This window comes from Acinetobacter sp. 1294243 (assembly GCF_000588015.1).
Lineage (GTDB): Bacteria > Pseudomonadota > Gammaproteobacteria > Pseudomonadales > Moraxellaceae > Acinetobacter > Acinetobacter pittii.
The window spans coordinates 1-20896 of record NZ_JFXG01000031.1 but is presented as its reverse complement, the minus strand read 5'-3'; the positions used below and the strand labels follow the sequence as shown (position 1 = coordinate 20896).

Here is a 20896-nt window from a genome sequence, read left to right as displayed (position 1 = left end):
ATAAGTAAATAAGGATCAAGCTTTAGGAGGACGTAAAATCTCTTGCCAGTATCCGGCTAAATGTTGAGCCTGATAAATACTGCTAAATTGATATGAAATAGGAATAAGTGGGGATTCAACGTCAGGTACAGCTTGCTGCAGAGCTAAATTCACCATTTGGCAATGGACTGGGTTACAGTCCTGACAATGCTCACCATGCGAATGAAGAGACTGAGTCATCTTTTGATGACATACGGTCTGATCATTTGCTTGAGTATGCATATTGTTATGCGAAAATTTTTCGCTATGACACGGCATAGTATGAAGATCATGTTGCATAGGCGTCTGTGCAATAGACACACCACTCCACCCAATGACGAAAGCCATTAGGAACACAAACCAAGCATACTTGCGTAAGTGTTGTAGAGCCATTGTGATTTATCGCCTAGAGCCGATGGGTGATCTTAATGCCATTAGCATAACGAAGTTTTAAAAGAGATACAATTTTCTATCTTAACTGCTTGTTATAGAGCAATTAAGCAAATGGAGGTTGATGCTGAAGGACTAAATCAATCACCTCTAATGCGCCTTCTTGTTCATTACTTACAGTGGTATAAGGCGCCACCGCTTTTAATGCTTCTACTGCATTTTCAACTGCAAACCCATAACCCACAGCTTTAATCATCTGCATATCATTGTTGTTATCACCAATCGCAACCACTTGATTAGGTTCAACCTGCCATTTTTGTAGTAATAAGTTCAAACCGTGTGCTTTATGCTGGTCGGGAAGAATCAAATCGATAAAATTAAAACCACTTGAAACAGGTACCAAAACTTTATCTGCTACAAAACTTTGCTTCTGAAAATGCTCAAAAATCGCAAAGCTTTCGTTTTCCTGAGCGGTAAAAGTAATTTTGCACACTAAGTCATCTAGTGCATAAAAGTCATCTACAACTGTCAGTTTTTCAAAATATCGGGCAACCTTGGCATAGTCCTCTGCGTTCATGCTGCTATGCACATAAGCACTCTGTTTCCCGCAGATCACCATGGTTGAGGTATATGAAGGATCAATCGCTTTTAGAATCTCAATATATTGTTGCTGACTTAAATGAGCAAAAGCTAATTCTTGCCCTGCATCTACAACATGCGCGCCATTTTCTGCAATAAAAGCAATTTCATGACTAATTTCTGGAAAATAGGTAATCAGCTTTGCGAGTTGATTACCACTGGCTACCACAAAATGAATATTATTTTGTTTTAGTTGTTCGTATTGTTTTAAAAAACGTGCTTTGTTGTACTGCTTTTTGGAATTAAGAAAAGTCCCATCCATATCTACCGCTAAAATTTTTACTGTCATTAATTATCGAGGTCTCTTACTAAAAACTTATTAAACCAAATTTAGCTTTATTTTTCATGACACTTTTACAGTTTTATACGTATCTATGCACAAAAAGTTTTCCACAGAGCTACATCGTTTTTTGCACAGGTTATTTTTTAGCAAAGCTTAAAAAAAAATCAGATAATAAAATATTCAACACGCATAAAAAAAGAACGCCAAAACGTTCTTTTTTCATACATTTCGCTTAGAGAATAAACGGTTGATCTAATTTTGTTTATTTTACCAACATCTTATCCATACGGTTATCAACACAGTTATCCATATAGTTATAAACAAAGTTATCCACAAGCTTATTCTCAGTTCAACATACTTTTTAAGCGTCTACACTGCCCACTTTCGCAAGCTCTGCACGCATTTGATCAATCACAACTTTATAATCTGGTTGACCAAAAATAGCTGAACCAGCAACAAACATATCTGCACCCGCTTCAGCAATTTCACGAATATTTGCAGGGCCAACACCACCATCAACTTCTAAACGAATATCACGACCACTTGCATCGATAACTTTACGAGCTTCACGCAACTTTTCTAATGTCATTGGAATGAACTTTTGTCCACCAAAACCTGGGTTTACACTCATTATTAAAATTTGATCTACTTTATCAAGCACGTAATCTAAATAGTGCAACGGCGTTGCTGGGTTAAAGACTAAGCCAGCTTTAGCACCACCTGACTTAATTAACTGTAATGAACGATCGATGTGGTGCGATGCTTCTGGATGGAAAGTAATAATATCTGCACCAGCTTCCAAAAAGTCTCCAATAATTCGATCAACTGGAGATACCATTAGATGCACGTCAACAGGAGCTGTAATCCCATAATTTTTTAAAGCCTTACATACACCAGCACCAAAAGTTAAATTTGGAACATAGTGATTATCCATCACATCAAAATGTACTACATCGGCACCTGCGGCTAACACTTTGTCTACATCTTCACCTAAACGAGCAAAATCGGCAGATAAAATAGAAGGAGCAATCAAGTAAGGCTTGGACATAGGTGGATGACCTGGCTAAAAATTTAAGGAGAGGCTGAAAATTATAACAAAAAAGAACCTACTTGGCCTGCCCTTCCTTGCTTAAATGACAACATTTCAAACTTGCAACGTAACGTTGCAACAATAGAATGCTAACGGCGAAACGAATTTGTTAAGGTACATTAAACCAATGTGAGGATTGATAATGAAAAGCACAACTCATCTATTAACAAACGATGGAAAACGCATTGCAAAACGTCTAGTTAATCATTGGAAGCACAAGTTTGAAGTACAAGAAACTGAACAAGATTTTAAAATCTTAATGCCTACAGCAACGATTACGCTTGCACCAGAAACAGAGCAGTTAAACGTTGCTATTGATAGCCAGTTAGATGACCACGATCACTTAGAAAAAGTAGTGCTTGATCATCTAAACCGTATGGCTCAACAAGAATTTCAGGTGGAATGGCAACACTAATTAGCCAGCGACCTTTTCTAATTGGATTGCATGGAACTGTAAATGCTCATCCATAAAGGTTTGAATAAAATAATAACCATGGTCATAGCCAGCATGTTGTCTTAAAGTTAAAGGCTGTCCTGCTTTTAAACATGCTTGCTTAAATTTTTCAGGGTGAAGTTGTTCATAAAATTGGTCATCTAATCCCTGATCAACCAAAATTTCGTCAAATACTGCACCATTTTTTGATACTAAAGCTGTGGCATCATGAGCCAACCAGCTATCACGATCTGCACCTAAATAATGACTAAAGGCTTTGTCTCCCCAAGCACATTCAGTTGGTGCACAGATCGGTGCGAAAGCAGATACCGACTTAAACTTTTCAGGATATTTAAACGCTAAAGTTAGTGCGCCGTGTCCACCCATTGAGTGCCCAAAGATACCAACTTGTTGAGCGTTTACAGGAAAGCTTTTTAAAATGAGTGGATATAACTCATCAATTAAATAGCTTTCCATTTGATAATGCTCAGACCATGGTGCTTGGGTAGCATTAATATAAAAGCCCGCCCCTTGCCCAATATCCCAATGATCCCCTGCTGCGACTTGGTCTCCACGAGGAGAAGTGTCTGGGGTAATCAATATTAGGCTCAGCTGTGCTGCCATATGCTGCGCATGTGCTTTAATGGCAAAGGTTTCTTCAGTACATGTTAACCCAGCTAAGTAAAACAAAGTTGAGCAAGCTTTACCTTCTAGAGCTGCTGGTGGTAAATAAACACCAAACTTCGCTGGTCCTTTTAAATAAGAAGATTCAAATTGGTATATACGCTGCTCGCCCTCAAAGCAGCGGTTTTTTTGCAGGAGTTGCATCGTTTTTAGCCTCTGTTTTTGTTTGAGCAATATCTACACTACCTGTATTTTGCTGAGGAAATAGATACTTTTCCAATTGAGGTAGCATAAGTTCCATATTTTTACCAATCATCCACTGAGGCTCTGAAGGTTCAACACCTTGAGCCACTTCCCATTTGGTTACTGTTTGCTTAGCTGTGTTAAATGAGTCTTTCATCGACGATTGTTCTCGCATAGCCAAATCAAAGAAAGCTCGTCCAAAATAGGTATAGTCAGCTTCGTTATTACATCCAAAAGAAGTTTTATCAGCAGCCGATGCGGTAATAATTAAGGTATCAGGAGACTGTAAAGCAGGAATAAAGCTTCCTGAATAACAGGCTGAGATCACAATTACACGCCAGCGAATACCGGATTTGTCCAGTGTTTCTCGCAACCATTTCGGGTCCACTTGCCCTAAATCTAATGGCGCATTTTCAATTTCGAAGTGATTTTGTTCACCGTGTGAAGTCATATATAAAAATAGTACATCACTATCACGGTTCATTTGCTGGCCCATGCGGCGTAGGGCTAACTCGATACTGGTTTTAGAGGCAATCGGAATATCTGTGCGGGTATCTGGATTATTAACCAGCATCATCGAACGTCCAATCGTTCCGAAACGTGTATCAAACTGTTCTTTAATACGGACCACTTCCGATTTAAAAACATCTTGATAACTATCACCAGCAACACCTAAAAAATACCAATGGCTTTTGGCGAGCTCACCATATTGAACTTGCTCTAAAGAATCATTTAATAGTTTACTTTGTGCATAAAAAGCATCTTCAGCAAACGTTGGAGCCGTATCTTCTACCTTCCAAATCGGTTGATCTTTTACAGAAAGTTGCCAAACCACCATCGTTGCAATGGTCGCAACCATAACCAGTGCACGTTCCCACCATGGCCACTTAAGCTCACGTGAGAAAACCCAAATTACGGCTAAACTTTGCCACACGAATAAAGCTACAAATAAACTCGGTAAAATTCCGTTATAAATAGCATCGGGAATAAAGTTGAGATAACCGTTAGACCCCAAATACTGGATTAAACATTGAATTAATAAGATATTTGTATCTAGAACCAGCCAAAGTAAAGCAGGAACTAGCATTAAGCGAGGTTGGTTGGTTCGCTGAGATAAAAAAATACCAACAATTAAGGCAATGAATGGCCAAAGTGCATAACCAATTAAACCTTGTGAATTAAAATCACCGATTTGACCAGCTACAAGCCAGCTATAAAGAGAGTTGGTACATCCTCCTAAAATTCCCCAAACAATAAGCTGAAGAATAGATGGATGTACAATCTGTAAAGAACGTCTTGACCCCAAAAACAGCCACATTCCGGCAATTTGGTTGCTTTTAAAATCATGCCAAAAGTTAATGGAGGGTTTAAGATCAATCATAAAAGGTTTTCAAAAATTTCGTTTTTGACAGGCATCTTAAGTGTATGCCTGCTAAGAATTTTAGCAATCATGCTTTTGAACTATATCACATATATTTGTGCATTATTCAAGCAATAAAACCTAACCTTACATAAGCCTACTGAAAATACGCATCAAAACGACAAGCATCCCCTTGCCATTGATGAGCTGGCTCTTGATTTGCCAAGAAAATAGCATGGCGTGGTCGCTTAACGACTACACGTTTAGCAACTCTCTGTGCCAAAACTAGCAAATTATCCCCCAAATCCATCTCACCATCTTCAGGTAAAAGAAGATGTAAAAGCTGCATTTGTTTTTTGACTTGAGCTTGTTTTTTAATTGCTTGTTGATTCTGGTCGCGCTGTGGGAACATCGGGTCAAGGTAGACTACATCAACCGTTTTTGCTTCTTGATGTAATTGCTGTAAATAGCTTCCAGAGTCAGCAAAGATCAGTTGAATACGTTCCATAAATTGACTTAAAAATGGATCACGTTCCGCCAGAGCTTTTGAATCTTCAAGTAAAGTAAATAAAATCGGATGGCGCTCAACAAGCTGGATTTGGGCACCTAGATAAGCCATAAGTAAGCTGTCATGGCCTAAACCCGCTGTTGCATCAACCAGTACTGGCTTTTCACCTAACTGACAAGCACGGGCAATCATTTCCGATTTAAGACTTGCACGTTTTAAACGTGGAATTTCAGCTTTCCAGTCGGGTTGCATTTTCATGCCATTAGCAGATAACCAAAGTCCGTTTTCATCTACACAAAGGGCAATTTCAGGATTGAAGCGTAAAAACCGTGCATTCAGCCTTTCAATTGGCTGTAAATCGACAGTCACACCTCTAGAACAAAGCACAGCTTGGTAGTGCTGTGCTTGTTCTTGAAAATCTTCTTCAAAATATATATGCATGAGTACTGCCTTTACTTTGCTTTACCCTGATGCGCTATCTTTTTCCACGCATCATCACGTAAATAAACTGGCAAAGCATGCTCGGCATTCACCCATTGCTTTTGTGCAGCATAGACACGTGCAATAGAAGCAATATCCTGTGCAGTTGCAGTGATTGTTTGATGCTCTGCATCAGCTTGAAGTAACTTTGTGCCCGAACCAATTAAGCAATGTTTTGCATAAGCTGCTGCTGGCTCATAGCTCATTAATTTTTCTTCATCAATACACTGCATAATTCCTTGTTCATCTAGAACAAAACTTGCAATGTAAACTTCGTTCATACGCGCATCAAGCACCGCAGTCACTTGTTCCAAACCTTCAAGTCGGTAAGCAGCTTGTGCTAAAGCTTGCAATGTAGAAACGGGAATTACTGGTAAATCTTGTGACCAAGCTAAAGCCTGGGCAACAGCAGCATTAATTCGAACACCACTAAAAGAACCTGGCCCACGGCTAAAGGCAATCGCATCTAAACCAGCAACTTCAAGACCTGTTTGTTGTAGCCCCTGCTCAATCATGGGCAAAATAGTCTGTGTTTGTGCTTTCGCCCGCGTATCGAGTTGAAAAAACAGTTCTTGGGTTTCATCGACTAATGAAATAGAACACTGCTCATTTGCAGTTTCCAACGCCAGCAATTTCATGCACAACCTTAGTATTAAATCAGATTAAAAACGAAGGTTATGATACCCCACTCGGCTCTGATAGGCGAGTTGTTCTATCTCTAAATAAAAATGCCAAGCTTGTGCTTGGCATAGAAAATAACTTATTAAAAGATTTTAAAAGTGAAACTCTTTTAAATCTGCATAGCTCTTAAAGTGTTCAGCATAATGTAATGCACTCAAGCGTATTTTCGCTGCCCCATCTTCATCTAAAGTTTTGACAATTTTGCCTGGTGAACCCATCACCACTGAATTATCTGGAATCACCTTCCCTTCAGGAATTAAAGCATTAGCACCGATAATACAATTTTTACCAATCACCGCCCGATTTAAAATTACGGCGTTCATACCAATCAAACTATTATCACCAATCGTACAACCATGCAGCATGACTTTATGACCGACTGTGACATATTCACCAATATTTAACTCAAGTCCAGCATCGGTATGTAAGACAGAATTTTCTTGAATATTAGAGAAATCACCAATCCGAACGACACAGTTATCAGCACGAACTACTGCACCAAACCAAATGCTGACTTGACGCCCTAACTCTACTTGTCCAATTAGCGTTGCAGTTGGAGCAACCCAACCATCCCATGGCTCATGTAATGCTTTTGGGTGCTGTCCTTGATAGCTATACATCATAATTTATCAATCCTGATCTTTATTTTTTATGAGAAAACTTTGGCATTCCAAAGGTTGGTGAGTTAAGTAAAAATGGCCAATCTTTTTGATAACCTAGTCCATATTTAAACAGAGCAACTAACATACGAGCAGTTAACCCCCAAATAATTTCATTATCAATCTGTAAGCTTGGGAAATATAAAGACTGATGAGCATATCGAACTTCATAGGGTGTCGGACGCGTCTCGATCAGTTGCTGTAACGGGACAAAGAAAATTCGATCAATTTCGGTAGGCTGAGGTATTAAAGTGACCTCAGGAGGAATAAGCCCAACGATCGGTTTTACAGACAAACCGCTTCTTGCTCGCTGCATCGGCAAATCACCTAACAACTGTACATCAAACGGATTTAAAGCTGTCTCTTCTTGAGCTTCTCTTAATGCAACAACAATATTACTGGTATCACTAGGATCACGCTTTCCCCCAGGAAAAGAGACTTCCCCCGCATGGTTGTTCATATGTATTGAACGGCGTGTAAGCAGTACCTTAGGATCATTCTCATTCGTAATGGCAATGAGTACTGCAGCTTGTGCTTCTTGTATGCGGGTGGAAAAGCGCAATCTTTGCTGTAACTTTTGTGTTAGCAAGTGCTCTTCCATACCATTCACCTATTATTCTGTCTCTCTTTGCATCATATCTGAAAATCAAAGTTAGGGAATAGAGTTGATGCGTAAGTCTAAAAATTCAGTTATGCTGGGTCATCTCTATACTCGATGATAATTATGAGTTTCTGTGTAGCGTGTGGGCATAAAACCGAACAAAAAATTCCTTTAGGTGATCATAAAGTACGCCGTGTTTGTACTCATTGTGGAAATATTCATTATGAAAACCCCAAAGTAATCTGCGGTGCCTTAGCGTTATGGGAAGACAAAGTATTACTTTGTCGTCGTGCGATTGAACCTCGTTATGGCTTATGGACATTACCTGCTGGTTATATGGAATTGTACGAAACCATGGAACAAGGTGCAGCACGTGAAACTCGTGAAGAAGCAGAAGCCGAGATAGAAATAGAACAACTTTATTGTATGTACAATATTCCGCGTATTGGTCAAATTTATGTTCTTTTCAAAGCACAGCTGAAAGATGGCATTTTTGGTGCTGGTGAAGAAAGCATCGAAAGTCGTCTGTTTGAAGAGCATGAAATTCCATGGGGAGAACTGGCCTTTCCTAGTGTCGAACATACATTAAGACATTATTTTGAAGATCGTAAGAAACAAGTTTTTCCAACACATCTTGAAACTTTGGGTACTCGTTTAGACCATACAGGTTAATCAATTAGATAATAAAAAAGACCGCTTTCGCGGTCTTTTTTATATGTCTTTTATTTTTTTAAGATTTAGTCTTAATCTGATAACAATCAGCTGTTCTAAGTGTCACAGTTCCAGTCATACGTTGACCTAAAGCTTTTTCAGTCTCAGTCGGAGCAGGTGAAATATCTTTAATATTATTATAAACTTGTTGATAGAAAGCGTACGGATTTAACCATGAAACTGTTTTGTTATCATAGGTAGTAAGATTCGCACCACTGGTCTGCCCTTGTAATAGATTAGCAACGTTAATTTTTGCGCCACTTACAAGTAAAGTTTGGCTACCAGTTTGAGAAGTACTTTGAACTACATTTGAATTTAGGCCTACCACAATGCCATTTAACTTCCCTAATTGAGGCACCCCAAAAATCATTCTTACTGTAATTGACTTATCATTGGTGGCCGACTCTGTTCCTCCAGTTGTGCCAATTCTGTACTGCTGAACGCCATTGTTATCAATTAAACTCGTATTCGAAACCACTCCACACTGACCAGACATGTCTGTTGCAGTAGCATTAGGTTTAATATCTGTTCTAATGTCTCCATTTTCATCAACTACAATACCCAAATCAATAGGGGCAATTCCTGCTGTATCAAATTTAAAGTTTAGAGTTGCATATAATGGGAAAATATAAGTTTGACCAGATTTGACATTATTAGCTGTTTTAAAGATCTGATTAGACAGATAGCTCGCAGGGCTTACCTTATAAATATCCATAGAACCATTATAATTTTGGTTATCAACACTCTGTTTCCATAAAGCATACTGCTGAGGATTAGGAGTTTTAGTATTTGTTAACCCGAAATATGAACTATCACGTCCTGCAATAAGTGAATCATTCAATAATTTGCCTTGATAAATCACTAAATCTTCATTTGTATTGCTAGAAGTTTTTAAACGGAATGGTTGTGTTGATTTAATTTCTGTCTGTATTGGATCAAGCCAAGTAGTTTGCGAGTCTGCAACCATTTGAGTTGGCTTAGATTTCGTCAAGACATTTAATACTGCACTAATTGCTAACTGGCTTGTAATTGTACTCGTTCCTTTCCATTGTAAACCATAACCAAATGTATATCCCCGACGATCAGATAGTAAGAATAAATTACCAAACATATGTTGGGTATTAGCGCTATTTTTTGGGCAATCTGCTAAATTAGTTAAATTACATCCATAAAAATTTTCAGATATTAAATTAGGCTCAGCCAAAGTAATATAATCTGATTGATATAACCCTACTAAACTTAAGTGTGCCAACTGCGTTACCAATTCAAAAGCTTGCGTATCTGATACTGGACTTACATCTAACCATGGTTTCAAAATATTGGCATAAGCACCATTTTTCCATTCTGTAGCTGTAATATTTTGAACTAAAATATTTAAAGTATTTTTCTTCTCATCGGTAAATTGGGTTGGCTGCAAATCACCAGCAACATGATCTCCCCTCTCTAAGCCAACGCTTTGAAAAAGTTTTACCAATGCCATTGCAACCCGCACTGTAGGATCATTCTGGTTAAGTGAGGTTGGTGTTTGCCCAGTTAATCCAATCGCCATATCCATGACTTTCAAACGTGGCGGAACAGTCATCTGAATTTTTGAAACAGTGTCTAACTTAACAGAGCCTAGTTCAATTTTTCTTGTAGCTTTGGTATCTTGCAAATAAAAACTAGCAGTATCGCCTGCTTTACAAGATCCGATAACACTATTTCCAGAAGCCTTAGTAACAAAACTTAGATTCGCTGCACTACTACAGGTAAAATTAATACCCGCTATTGGGTAATCTAAAGAGAATTGTAGACAATCACTGTTTGTTACGGAACAACTTCCATTAGCAGTAGCTCCTCCTGATCCATTTGTAGGATTCTCATTTATTGTGGAACTACCACCACCACAACCGTTTAGCATCAGTGCCAATGTGGTAAGTGCAAAAGGCCATAAAACTTTTTTATTCATTAGATATCCTACTTATTTTTAACGTAATACTGAAATTTGAATTTGTCCCTGATTCGTTAACTCATTTTCTGCCACATCTACGGCAGAGGATAATGGCGTCAACATCATGTAATGTGCTAAGGGTGGTAATTTTAAAACACCTTGGATTGATGCGTGTTGTAATAGAGTAGAAGGATACGATTTACTCTTGAAACCGCTCACCCCCTCTAAAATACACCCTTTATCATCTAAAAAAATAACTAAAGGCCAATAATATAAAGGTCTTTCATTACTAGCAGCGAATGACATAAGTTTTAAATGTTGAATTGAAGGATCAAGCTTTATCAACTCATACTCAAACTTTTCTTTAAGAGGTTTTCTTGGCCACAAATTTACTTCTTTACTTATACTGAGCTTTTTAATTGATTTATTATAATTTTTAATAAAACACTTATCTTGTTCAAAAGTTGCTTCTAAATCTTGAGAAGATAAACGTATATACGTCGGCGCTAATACCACTGCCGACTCTGTATCTTGAGTATGTCGATTAAAAAGCTGATCCAACGTTGATCGACTTAGACCTTTTTTACGTTCTATTGACTCAGTTCTGCCTAAACCATCTGGCACGATATAAAAACGTTTTTTTCCTTCTAAATTAAACTCTTGGTCTTCAAGATATTCACTATTTACATATTCTATGCCATCAATAGTAGTAAATTTAGACTTATCTTGTGAAGAATTTGGCTCAGGGGAAGCCTGTGAAGTACTTTTGATCGGAGGTGGAATTAAAAGTAATTGTTTCTGCCATTCATCATTAGATGCCGTCTGAAGTTTTACATTTTCAATAGGTGTTTTTAATTCATGACTATTTGCTGAAGTAGGCTGAGTATTTTGGACTTTTTGCGGTGCAGTCGGTGCAGTCGGTGCAGTCGGTGCAGTCGGTGCAGTCGGTGCAGTCGGTGCAGTCGGTGCAGTATTTAATTTCTTTTGTGTTGATTGCTCCATTTTTTTTGGTGAATCGATAGTAGTTTTTTCTTTAGAAACTTTTTGAGCTGGATCAATTATAATTTTATTCGGTAGATTTTGAGATTGTATTTCCACTCTAGGAGGTAGCTGTCTTTTTTGATCAACTTTTTTACTCGGTACAATCATAGGACGCCCATCTGGACCTATAATCGTGTAAAAACCATCTGCATAAGATACAGAAACACTTACCATCGCAACAGATAAAATTGAGATAGCAAGTTTAGGGCGGAACATCCATTTATATTGTCTTACCATTTTGTTCTATAACTCAAACCAAGCACTGTAACTTTAGTATTCGTTTTTACATCTAAACCCGCATAAGGATTTAATAAAATATTATCAACACCACATTTATTCGATAAAGTACTTGTACACGCGGGTATGTTATCGCGACTGCGTAAGAAACCAACTGAAAGATCCAAATCTGTATCTGCATCAAAACGATAACCTAATCCTAAACCAAATAATTGTGCATTATTAATTGGGACCATGGTATTACGTTTGTCATTAGGAATAGCACTGGCACGGGGCTCATAACCAGCTCGTAATTTTAAACGATCCGTTGCTGAATACTCTAAACCAATACCCCAACTCCATGGTGAAGTAAATTTTAAAGGTAATGCTAAAGAGTTATCAGTCACATCATTAGATAATAATTTTGCAACTTTGAGTAATGAGATCTGACGATCAAACTCAAATTTAAATTTATCCCATGCCGAATAATCTGTCCAACCAACATCAAAATTCACTTGTAAGTCTGGCAAGATCTTATACTTAATACCTGCCTGAAAATGTGCAGGGTACTCTAGATCCATTGCAACTAAACCTGATTCAATATCAGGTACATAACCAGGCAAACCTAAAATTCTAGCTAAAATTTGACCTGTAGCAGATGAATTCAATCCCTTAATCAATTCTTGTGGTGCTTTAGCGTTATCAATCAAGTATTTGCCTTTCATACGCATCTTGGCTGAACTTTGATAAACCATACCGAAGCCAAAATCGTCTGTCGGTTCCCACAATAAGCCCAAGTTATAACTTGGACTTAAAGACTGCTCCAATGAAACTTGTAAAGCTCCCATTTTATTAAATGGGTTCATTCCTTCCTGAGCATTACACATACCAAATAATAATAAGTCGGTAATCATGTCATTGTTATTCTTAAATGGTGCGCAAACCACTTCATCAACCATACGCAATACACCAAGCATCTCATTTGGAAAGCGAAGATCAGTTTTCAATGCTAGTGCGTTATAAGACATACCAATTGAGGCACCAATTGATAAGTGATCATTTACTTGAAAACCAAAAGATGGGGATAAATAGGTGATTCGCTCTACTGCAACTTGCTGCCCCATATAGTTACCAGCATTTCCATTTTCTGCTCCAAAACCAGCAACCAATGGTGCATATATCGCTGTTGCATAAGTTACTTTTGAGCCAGGTGGTTTGTAGGCAATTCCTGCAGTAGGAGCAACCAGTGGATAACCCTCCCCTAAATCAACCATTTTTTTAAGGATAGGGACATACAAGCTAGCGTATTCAACATCACCACGCACAGGTCCCTTAAAATCTGTACAAATATTAGCAGTAACCTCTGGTCCATCATTACAGACAAGAGGATCATCTGAATAACCAAAAATATTATAGCCAGGGGGGGCTGAAAACTCGCGTTGGATATCAAAATTAGCAAGAATACCCTGTACATCAGTTTGTAGCCCATCAATCTTGGCTAACGCTGCAGGGTTAAAATGAACAGCACTAATACCTAGTGGATCTGCTGTTACAGCATTCCCCATCGATAATGAACGAATATCAACAGCTAGGTTTTGTCCTAATTGAGCATTGGCAAAGCTAGAAAAACCAGAGATCACAATTGCCATTGTTAAAGGACATAATTTAGGATATTTCACCTGCCTATCTCCTTATTTTTATTTTTTGCGCAAACCTAAGATATCTAGCGGGAATGACAAACCAAGTGAAACATCTGGTGCATCCTCTGTTAAACCAAAGCCAACTGTACCGTTAACAATCGTATCAGGTGAAACACGTACCCCCAAAGCAAAAGCCATCACCGCACTACTCTGATCTGGTGACTGATATGATTCACCATTTGCAAACTGAAACTCTGAATTTAAGTTAAAGCTTTGTTGGTAAGACATGGTTAAGGACACATCATAGTTAAAGGAATAGGCAAAACCGAAAGAGAATCCTCCACTGATTCCAGGATCAAAAGATTCTAAAATACGATTACCACGTACCTGATTTAAACCAGTCTCTTTAAAACCATAATTGGCAGATGCTGAAGCAAATAAAACCACCGGATCGATATATTTACGAGTACTTGCTCCTAAACCTACAGAGTAATAACCTTTACCAGTTGAAAGTTCATTTTGAGCAACTTCATATGGACTATCGCCAGTTTTAGTAGAAACGCTACCAAACAAAACTAAAGGTAAGCGTCCTTGTTTCAATGGGAAAGGTTCCCAACGTGCACCTAATGAAATATCCCCTAACCCTGCAGTATCTGAATCACTAGCAATATCAGATTTAGCAACAAGAGGTACAGTCGCTGAAAGTGTTAAATTATCTAAAACACCATATTGAGCTGTAAAACTGTTGGTCAATGTATGCTGAGCATCTTCCCTAATACTCAATCGACTAATACTAGAATTATCATCTCCTAATGCTAAATCTAAAATACTATCGCGGTAATAGGTATAATCGAGATCATAATATGTTGAAATTTCGCCTTTTTTAATTAATGAATATTGTCGTTCATTCGAGGTAAAAACTTCTTGTAAATTGGTCTATTGGCTCGCATCTCCTTCTTTTTTCTGTAAAGCAGTCGCGGCTTGATTTGCTTCTGGATTAGCTGATGTAGGTTCAGATTCAGTAGTGGTAGATCCATTAGTCGGAGCTAATGCATCTTCTTGCACTGAATTTGATGTTGGCGTTACATCTGATACCGTGGTCGCTTCAGAAACAGCTGTACTATTTTGTACATCTGCTTGTGCAACTTGATCATCTGCATAAAGTGTACCTGTAATAGCACTCATGCTTAATACCAATACACTCATCTTCATCCATCGATTATTCATATTTCTTCCCACCCAATTTATTTATTTTACTAAATCAAATTTTCATTACTTACGTTTGTAATAAAGACGCATATAAGTTTCTATCGGCTGATTATGATTGGAAGAGTGACTATCATTATCCAGAACCCTTCGCATTGTTGAGGCTTTATTTGCTAAACGATCATAATTAAACGTTGGATATTGCACATCTACAAAGGCATAACGGTTAACAGTTGCATCTTCCACATGACGCATATCAGCATCTTTCAATGTTAATAAGTCTTTACGCTGTGATTCAGGCACAGAAATAACAAATAACGTATTATTATCCCAAACCTCTTTAAAACGATTTTCATCAAAGCTGATATTGCCTAAAGCAGGATCAGCTACATAGACTCGTCCATCTTTATAAGCTTTATATACGACAAAATGTTTAAAACCAGCATATGAAATAGGAACAATCGCAGGTTGACCTAATTTAACTAAATCCGAAAACCCCCCTCGATAACCGCCACTATCCAAACCAATAGCAGTTACGAAACGCTTCATATCAAGTAGTGAAAAGCTACGGCGTTCAATAATTCGTTGATACTCACCATACTGAAGTAAACCACTCATTGTTTGTTGTTCAGTTAAGCTTGTACCCACATAACCATTCAACAAAGTTGTAAGTGCAGCTGAACCACAGCTATAGTCATATGCTTGTCGAACAATACCGCGAAATTGATCTTCTATCGCAGGCTTAATCGTTACTGGCTCAATATGATTTCGGCGAAATGATAAATTACGTGAATCGGCAGTCTCTGTATAATAAACAGTTCCCGGTGGCTTTTTTTCTATTTCGAAGGCTTCTGTCGCAAAGTAATATATCAATGCTGAGCCCAAAGCAATCTCTAACATAAGCACTTGTTCTAAATGGTGGCCTAACTGGCCTTATTCATTTTATTCTTAGAGCAATAGCTCTACATCCCTGTGTGTTGAAGATACCTTTTTTTTTTGAAAAAAACAGCCTTTTTTTACTTTTTTTTGATGAACGTTTAGTTTTATAAAAATAAAGAGACTTTTATAGTTAATTTAAATTGATTCTTAATTTAACGGCTTATTTTTATCAATTAAAATATATTTTTATATAACAAAACTAGATGAGTTAATAAATTAAAAAAGCGCGTATTAAACGCGCTTTTTTTATTAAAACTTTTAAATTAGTGGCCAGAAATTGTAATTGTAGAAGTACCTACATTAATACCTTGGATTTCAACATCACCAATTGAAGCAGCAGTATTTGAACCTAAACGAATACCCTGTGCATAGACGTTCATGCCTTGAGTACTATTATTTTGAATCTTCAATCCAGTCGGCACAACAGAAATGTCAGCATTCACATCTAAGTTACCAGTTGTATTACCAGCACCACGGACCATAACTTTATCAAGGACAATTTTACCACCGCCAGCAGCATCATTAATACCTAGGTTAGATAAAGTTAAACCACCTTGCAAACTTGAATTTACTTTAATCATTGCACCTTGTGGTGTAGCACCTAATTGAACATTAGCTGAAATAGCGCCTAAAGATAAATCTAAACCAGAAAGAATTTCAGTTGGAGCTGCTTCTGTAATACCACGTACAGCAGTAGTTTCATTTAAAGTACCAGAACTACCAACACCAATAGAACCAACTTTTACATTAACTGCACCTACATTTGCAGCAACGTTTAAAAACGCGCCATTTGTAGCAGATGCACCAACGCTATCAATTTTAAGATCTAATAAATTCTGTGTTGTATCTACCTGCGTAAGAGTTATCGCTTTACCTTGAGTTGCATCTGTACCCGTAATTGTGATTGCACCTGCAGTTGCTGTAGCACCCACAATACCTGTAGTTGGGTCTAAACCATCGTTATCGTGAATATATAATTTATCGATGGAAATACCGCCAGCACCCAAAGCGATACCGATATTAATACCATCTTGACCAGTAGCAGCACTAAGCGCAGCATCGTCCATTGACTGCATTGCCATTGCATTTGCGCTGATAGCTAAAGAAGAAACTAAAGCAAGTTTAGTGAACATTTTCATTGAGCACTCTCCCAAGAGCATTTATTTTTTGACTTTAACCACTCTCATTGTCTCAAGTCGCATTTTTCTTTATATGGCAACCGAAACTTCCAATCCTTGAGTAGTTTTGCTTAGCAATTACTAAATTACATCTACGTTACTTTTTGTTCAACTAGTGTTGTGCATTTTTTGCCAATTACCCGACAAACGGTACACCTTAGGTTTTACTTCATAAATGATCATAAACATATAAAATCTTAAGCTGTAATTGTGCTTGTTTTATCAGCAAAAAGCTTTCCAATTAAAACTCTTCCTCCTGATGAACTATGACTTGTAGTAAACTATGTTCTCTCATTAACCACTACCTTATTTAAAAATGTCTCAGTTAAAGAAAAAAATCTCTTTACATGGTAAAAGTGCTGCCGATATTTTAAAAAAGTTACACGGGTTAACTGGGCTTATTTATTTAAATGACAATAACAATCCAATTATTGGATTTCTTCCTCAAAAATATATTCTTTTTCAAGATGAAAGTTATTTAGAGTTTCATCATCAAAATTTTAATGAATATAGAAATATATCAAAATTAAATCACTTAATAGACTTTACCCAATTTAAAGAGAATAATTCACAAGGAAATATTAAATCTACGACAAGTTTTACAGGAGGTTATATTGGTTTTATCAGTTATGATTTTTCTGCTCATCAGTTTATTGACATACGAAACCACATACAGCCCTCTTTATTCTTAGGACAATATCGCTCTTTTTTAAAATATATAGATAATGATTGGTATTTTTTTAGTGATGAATCAGATGCACTTGAGCTATTCTCATATATTGAAAATAGAATAGAGAATTCTATTTCTAATCATTCTAAAAATATATTTGAATTAAAAACTACTATTCAGCCAAGATGGTCTAAAAAACAATATTTTGATGCTTTTACTAAAATACAAGAATATATTAAAGCTGGTGATTGCTATCAAATTAATTTAACCCAAGAATTTAAAGCTGATTTCAAAGGATCTTTATTAAATAAAGCAGCAGATTTATGGAATCTTACTAATGCACCATATGCAGGCTATTTAAAGTTAGATAATTTTGAATTATTAAGTTGTTCCCCCGAGCTTTTTATTGAATTCAATCAAAATAAACAAATTAAGACAAGACCCATTAAAGGAACAATGCCTCGCTATAAAAATGTAGAAAAAGATTTTATTTCAAAACAAACCTTAAAAAACTCTCAAAAAGATCAGGCAGAGAATGTCATGATTGTTGATTTATTACGTAATGATTTGAGCATTTATGCCAATACAGGATCTGTAAAAACAACAAAACTATTTGAGATTGAAAGTTTCAATCAAGTACATCACATGGTAAGCGAAATCGTTGCGACCCTTAAAGATGACGTCAATCCTATGGAAATGCTTCTCTCTGCCTTACCTGGAGGATCAATCACAGGTGCTCCGAAAATTCGGGCAATGCAGATCATTGAAGAGTTAGAGGAAGCAGCAAGAGGTGCATATTGCGGCACATTAGGCTATTTCAATTTTGATGGTACAGGCCGCTGGAATATTCTTATCCGTAGTTTTCAACAATATCAGAATCAGCTTTCTTTATGGGCTGGCGGTGGTATTACAATTGCATCAAATGCTGAAGCAGAATATCAAGAGAGTCTTGATAAAGTCTCTGCTATGCTGAACCTAATGAACAACACAGCAGAGTAAAATTTACAGAATATCTTGTTTTAATGTTTGTACTAAACGCTCATTTTGCTCATCAGTTCCTACAGTTATTCGCAAGAATTGATTAATACGAGGCTTATTGAAATAGCGCACAATAATGCCCTGCTCACGTAATTGCTGTGCAAGCTGACCTGCATCATGCAATGGATGTGAAGCAAAAATAAAGTTTGCTTTAGAAGGTAAAACTTTAAAGCCCAAAGTAGTTAATTCATCTACTAGCTTTTCACGACTAGAAATAACTTTTTGACATTGTTCTTCAAAATAAGTTTGATCTTCAAAAGAGGCTACCGCTGCTGCAATTGCAAAACGGTCAATAGGATATGAATTAAAACTATTTTTGACAGCTTCAAGTGCAGCAATTAAATGAGACTGAGCAATCGCGAAGCCAACGCGTAAACCCGCAAGAGAACGAGATTTTGAAGTTGTTTGACACACAACCAGATTCTCATAGCGATTTACTAAACTCACAGCTGATTCTGCACCAAAGTCAACATAAGCCTCATCAATGACAACCACTCGATCTGGATTAGCTTTTAAAATTTGTTCGATTTCTGCTAAGCCTAGTGCAATACTTGTTGGAGCATTAGGGTTTGTAATAATAACCCCACCATTTGGTTGCACATAATCTTTAACTTCTATCTTAAAATTATCATTGAGTGGGATTTCTTTAGTCTTTGTACCAAAAAACTGACTATAAACTGGATAAAAGCTATAAGTGATATCTGGATAAAGAATTGGTTCATCTTGAAGAAAAAATGCTTTAAAAATATGAGCAAGTACTTCATCTGAGCCATTACCAACAAAAACTTGTGAAACTTCAATATTCTGTTGCTTAGCAATCGCATGTTTTAATGCCGTAGCATCTGGGTCTGGATATAAACGCAATGCATCAGCCTGATGAGTTAAAACAGCTTGAACTGCTTCAACTACTTTTGGTGATGGCGGATATGGATTTTCATTTGTATTGAGCTTCAATAAATTCTGAATTTTAGGCTGTTCACCAGGAACATACGGCTCTAACTCACGAACTTCTGGACTCCAAAAGCGCATTTGTGCTGTAGATAAAGTCATGGTCTTATCTCAAAAAAGGGCTGAAAACCAGCCCTGAGTAATAATTAAAAAACTACAAGGTTTATAAGCTTATTGATAACGATAGCGAGCTGAGCGTGCATGGGCATCTAAGTTCTCTTGGACAGCTAATATGTCGGCTGTTTTGGCTAACAATTTGACTCCATCTTTCGAACACATAATTAAGCTCGAACGTTTTTGGAAATCATAAACACCTAATGGAGAAGAAAAACGAGCAGTTCCAGAGGTCGGTAATACATGGTTTGGACCTGCACAATAGTCACCAATTGCTTCAGGTGTATAGCGCCCCATGAAAATTGCTCCAGCATGGCGAATATCTTCACTCATAGCCTCGGCATCATCTAAGCAAAGTTCCAAATGTTCTGGTGCAACTTGATTAATCAAATCAATTGCTTCTGCACGGTCCTTTACTAATACCAAAGCACCACGGTTTTCAATCGAAGTTCTCGCAATGTCTGCCTTTGGCAATTCATTTAAATGCTTTTCAATTGCCAACTCTACCGCATTAAGCAAAGCTTCATCAGGAGTAATGAAAATAGCTTGAGCAACTGTGTCATGTTCAGCCTGAGATAAAACATCCATAGCTAACCAATCTGCATTATTTTCACCTTCTGCATATACTAAAATTTCAGAAGGTCCAGCAATCATATCAATACCACCCTGACCAAATACAGCGCGTTTGGCAGCCGCCACAAAACGATTTCCAGGGCCAGTAATTTTATCTACAGGTGGAATAGTCTGAGTACCATAAGCAAGCGCTGCTACAGCTTGAGCTCCCCCAATGGTGAATACTCGACTCACTCCTGCAAGGTAAGCCGCAGCTAGAACCAATGGATTTAGTTCACCGTTTGGTGCAGGAACAACCATAATAATTTCAGGTACACCAGCAACATGGGCTGGCACTGCATTCATTAAAACTGAAGACGGATAAGAGGCTAAACCACCTGGTACGTAAATACCCACACGGTCTAGAGGTGTGACTTTTTGTCCTAATGTATTACCTAAATCATCTATATAAGTCCAGCTCTCTTGTTTCTGAGCTTCATGAAATGTACGAATACGCTTTGCTGCTAACTCTAGAGCATCACGAATTTCTGGGCTTAAATTATCAAAAGCAGTTTTAAGTTGTTGTTGAGATAATTCTAAATCTGAAAATTGATGCGCAGGATGTCGATCGAACTGTTGAGTAAGCTTTAAAACATGATCATCACCATGCTGACGAACATCAGCAATAATTTGATCTACTGTTT

Annotated in this window: 19 protein-coding genes and 1 pseudogene; 3 read left to right on the top strand and 17 right to left on the bottom strand. The window is 37.5% G+C overall.

From position 1 onward, the window contains the following. Positions 1-15 precede the first annotated feature (15 nt). The 3 genes from J655_RS23405 to rpe all read right to left on the bottom strand — a co-directional run bounded on the left by J655_RS23405 (position 16) and on the right by rpe (position 2378). On the bottom strand, positions 16-411 hold the full coding sequence (locus J655_RS23405; RefSeq protein WP_005803354.1) for a hypothetical protein: 396 nt from the start codon (positions 409-411) through the stop codon (positions 16-18). 103 nt (positions 412-514) lie between these two features. Continuing rightward, positions 515-1336, bottom strand: coding sequence for a Cof-type HAD-IIB family hydrolase (locus tag J655_RS23400; protein WP_005803356.1), 822 nt, complete (start codon positions 1334-1336; stop codon positions 515-517). Positions 1337-1691: 355 nt separating this feature from the next. Continuing rightward, positions 1692-2378, bottom strand: a complete 687-nt coding sequence (gene rpe, locus J655_RS23395; RefSeq protein ID WP_005803358.1) for a ribulose-phosphate 3-epimerase — start codon at positions 2376-2378, stop codon at positions 1692-1694. Between the two features lie 184 nt (positions 2379-2562). Between rpe and J655_RS23390 the strand changes: the two genes are divergently transcribed. Continuing rightward, on the top strand, positions 2563-2835 hold the full coding sequence (locus J655_RS23390) for a DUF2218 domain-containing protein (protein WP_000843452.1): 273 nt from the start codon (positions 2563-2565) through the stop codon (positions 2833-2835). Here J655_RS23390 and fghA read toward each other — a convergent pair whose 3' ends face one another. The 6 genes from fghA to J655_RS23360 all read right to left on the bottom strand — a co-directional run bounded on the left by fghA (position 2836) and on the right by J655_RS23360 (position 8018). Further along, positions 2836-3681, bottom strand: coding sequence for an S-formylglutathione hydrolase (gene fghA / locus J655_RS23385; protein WP_023187692.1), 846 nt, complete (start codon positions 3679-3681; stop codon positions 2836-2838). Next, entirely contained in the window at positions 3650-5101 is a 1452-nt protein-coding gene (locus tag J655_RS23380; RefSeq protein WP_005803362.1) for a C13 family peptidase, read from the bottom strand. The genes fghA and J655_RS23380 overlap by 32 nt, the downstream gene beginning before the upstream one ends. Positions 5102-5237: 136 nt before the next feature. Then, a complete protein-coding gene (locus tag J655_RS23375) occupies positions 5238-6029 on the bottom strand; it encodes a class I SAM-dependent methyltransferase (protein ID WP_032007209.1) in 792 nt (263 codons plus the stop codon). Between the two features lie 11 nt (positions 6030-6040). Continuing rightward, the gene (tsaB, locus tag J655_RS23370; RefSeq protein WP_005803365.1) at positions 6041-6706 is read right to left on the bottom strand and encodes a tRNA (adenosine(37)-N6)-threonylcarbamoyltransferase complex dimerization subunit type 1 TsaB; all 666 of its coding nucleotides are present in this window, start codon (positions 6704-6706) and stop codon (positions 6041-6043) included. A gap of 135 nt (positions 6707-6841) precedes the next feature. Next, positions 6842-7369: a gamma carbonic anhydrase family protein gene (locus J655_RS23365; RefSeq protein WP_078210186.1), complete on the bottom strand. Its 528-nt coding sequence runs from the start codon at positions 7367-7369 to the stop codon at positions 6842-6844. 22 nt (positions 7370-7391) lie between these two features. Further along, the gene (locus J655_RS23360) at positions 7392-8018 is read right to left on the bottom strand and encodes a CoA pyrophosphatase (RefSeq protein ID WP_014208431.1); all 627 of its coding nucleotides are present in this window, start codon (positions 8016-8018) and stop codon (positions 7392-7394) included. A 114-nt stretch (positions 8019-8132) separates the two neighbouring features. Between J655_RS23360 and J655_RS23355 the strand changes: the two genes are divergently transcribed. Then, a complete protein-coding gene (locus J655_RS23355) occupies positions 8133-8681 on the top strand; it encodes an NUDIX hydrolase (RefSeq protein ID WP_017400079.1) in 549 nt (182 codons plus the stop codon). Positions 8682-8739: 58 nt separating this feature from the next. Here J655_RS23355 and J655_RS23350 read toward each other — a convergent pair whose 3' ends face one another. The 6 genes and pseudogenes from J655_RS23350 to J655_RS23330 all read right to left on the bottom strand — a co-directional run bounded on the left by J655_RS23350 (position 8740) and on the right by J655_RS23330 (position 16831). Continuing rightward, a complete protein-coding gene (locus tag J655_RS23350) occupies positions 8740-10668 on the bottom strand; it encodes a hypothetical protein (RefSeq protein WP_005803371.1) in 1929 nt (642 codons plus the stop codon). Between the two features lie 18 nt (positions 10669-10686). Continuing rightward, positions 10687-11928, bottom strand: coding sequence for a putative pilus assembly protein FilE (gene filE / locus J655_RS23345; RefSeq protein ID WP_032053340.1), 1242 nt, complete (start codon positions 11926-11928; stop codon positions 10687-10689). Next, complete coding sequence (locus J655_RS23340; protein WP_032053338.1) at positions 11922-13586, bottom strand: OmpP1/FadL family transporter; 1665 nt, start codon at positions 13584-13586, stop codon at positions 11922-11924. Before J655_RS23340 ends, filE begins: the two co-directional genes overlap by 7 nt. Before the next feature lie 18 nt (positions 13587-13604). After that, positions 13605-14774 (bottom strand): annotated as a pseudogene (locus J655_RS0104890) (hypothetical protein). A 45-nt stretch (positions 14775-14819) separates the two neighbouring features. Beyond that, complete coding sequence (locus tag J655_RS23335; protein WP_032007647.1) at positions 14820-15653, bottom strand: C39 family peptidase; 834 nt, start codon at positions 15651-15653, stop codon at positions 14820-14822. A gap of 302 nt (positions 15654-15955) precedes the next feature. Then, positions 15956-16831, bottom strand: a complete 876-nt coding sequence (locus J655_RS23330; protein WP_005071240.1) for a DUF6160 family protein — start codon at positions 16829-16831, stop codon at positions 15956-15958. 355 nt (positions 16832-17186) lie between these two features. On the opposite strand from J655_RS23330, the gene J655_RS23325 reads away from it, so the two are divergent. Beyond that, on the top strand, positions 17187-18539 hold the full coding sequence (locus tag J655_RS23325; RefSeq protein WP_032053336.1) for an anthranilate synthase component I family protein: 1353 nt from the start codon (positions 17187-17189) through the stop codon (positions 18537-18539). Positions 18540-18542: 3 nt separating this feature from the next. Here the strand turns inward: J655_RS23325 and hisC are convergent, their stop codons facing one another. Both hisC and hisD read right to left on the bottom strand, forming a co-directional pair. Then, a complete protein-coding gene (gene hisC / locus J655_RS23320) occupies positions 18543-19628 on the bottom strand; it encodes a histidinol-phosphate transaminase (protein WP_005803381.1) in 1086 nt (361 codons plus the stop codon). Between the two features lie 69 nt (positions 19629-19697). After that, positions 19698-20896, bottom strand: a 1199-nt coding sequence (gene hisD / locus J655_RS23315; RefSeq protein WP_032053334.1) for a histidinol dehydrogenase, incomplete at its 5' end; no start/stop codon positions are given.

Coding starts and splice junctions, on each gene's coding strand:
- J655_RS23405 (WP_005803354.1), bottom strand. CDS start 411: ATGGCTCTACAACACTTACGCAAGTATGCTTGGTTTGTGTTCCTAATG.
- J655_RS23400 (WP_005803356.1), bottom strand. CDS start 1,336: ATGACAGTAAAAATTTTAGCGGTAGATATGGATGGGACTTTTCTTAAT.
- rpe (WP_005803358.1), bottom strand. CDS start 2,378: ATGTCCAAGCCTTACTTGATTGCTCCTTCTATTTTATCTGCCGATTTT.
- J655_RS23390 (WP_000843452.1), top strand. CDS start 2,563: ATGAAAAGCACAACTCATCTATTAACAAACGATGGAAAACGCATTGCA.
- fghA (WP_023187692.1), bottom strand. CDS start 3,681: ATGCAACTCCTGCAAAAAAACCGCTGCTTTGAGGGCGAGCAGCGTATA.
- J655_RS23380 (WP_005803362.1), bottom strand. CDS start 5,101: ATGATTGATCTTAAACCCTCCATTAACTTTTGGCATGATTTTAAAAGC.
- J655_RS23375 (WP_032007209.1), bottom strand. CDS start 6,029: ATGCATATATATTTTGAAGAAGATTTTCAAGAACAAGCACAGCACTAC.
- tsaB (WP_005803365.1), bottom strand. CDS start 6,706: ATGAAATTGCTGGCGTTGGAAACTGCAAATGAGCAGTGTTCTATTTCA.
- J655_RS23365 (WP_078210186.1), bottom strand. CDS start 7,369: ATGTATAGCTATCAAGGACAGCACCCAAAAGCATTACATGAGCCATGG.
- J655_RS23355 (WP_017400079.1), top strand. CDS start 8,133: ATGAGTTTCTGTGTAGCGTGTGGGCATAAAACCGAACAAAAAATTCCT.
- J655_RS23350 (WP_005803371.1), bottom strand. CDS start 10,668: ATGAATAAAAAAGTTTTATGGCCTTTTGCACTTACCACATTGGCACTG.
- filE (WP_032053340.1), bottom strand. CDS start 11,928: ATGGTAAGACAATATAAATGGATGTTCCGCCCTAAACTTGCTATCTCA.
- J655_RS23335 (WP_032007647.1), bottom strand. CDS start 15,653: ATGTTAGAGATTGCTTTGGGCTCAGCATTGATATATTACTTTGCGACA.
- J655_RS23330 (WP_005071240.1), bottom strand. CDS start 16,831: ATGAAAATGTTCACTAAACTTGCTTTAGTTTCTTCTTTAGCTATCAGC.
- J655_RS23325 (WP_032053336.1), top strand. CDS start 17,187: ATGTCTCAGTTAAAGAAAAAAATCTCTTTACATGGTAAAAGTGCTGCC.
- hisC (WP_005803381.1), bottom strand. CDS start 19,628: ATGACTTTATCTACAGCACAAATGCGCTTTTGGAGTCCAGAAGTTCGT.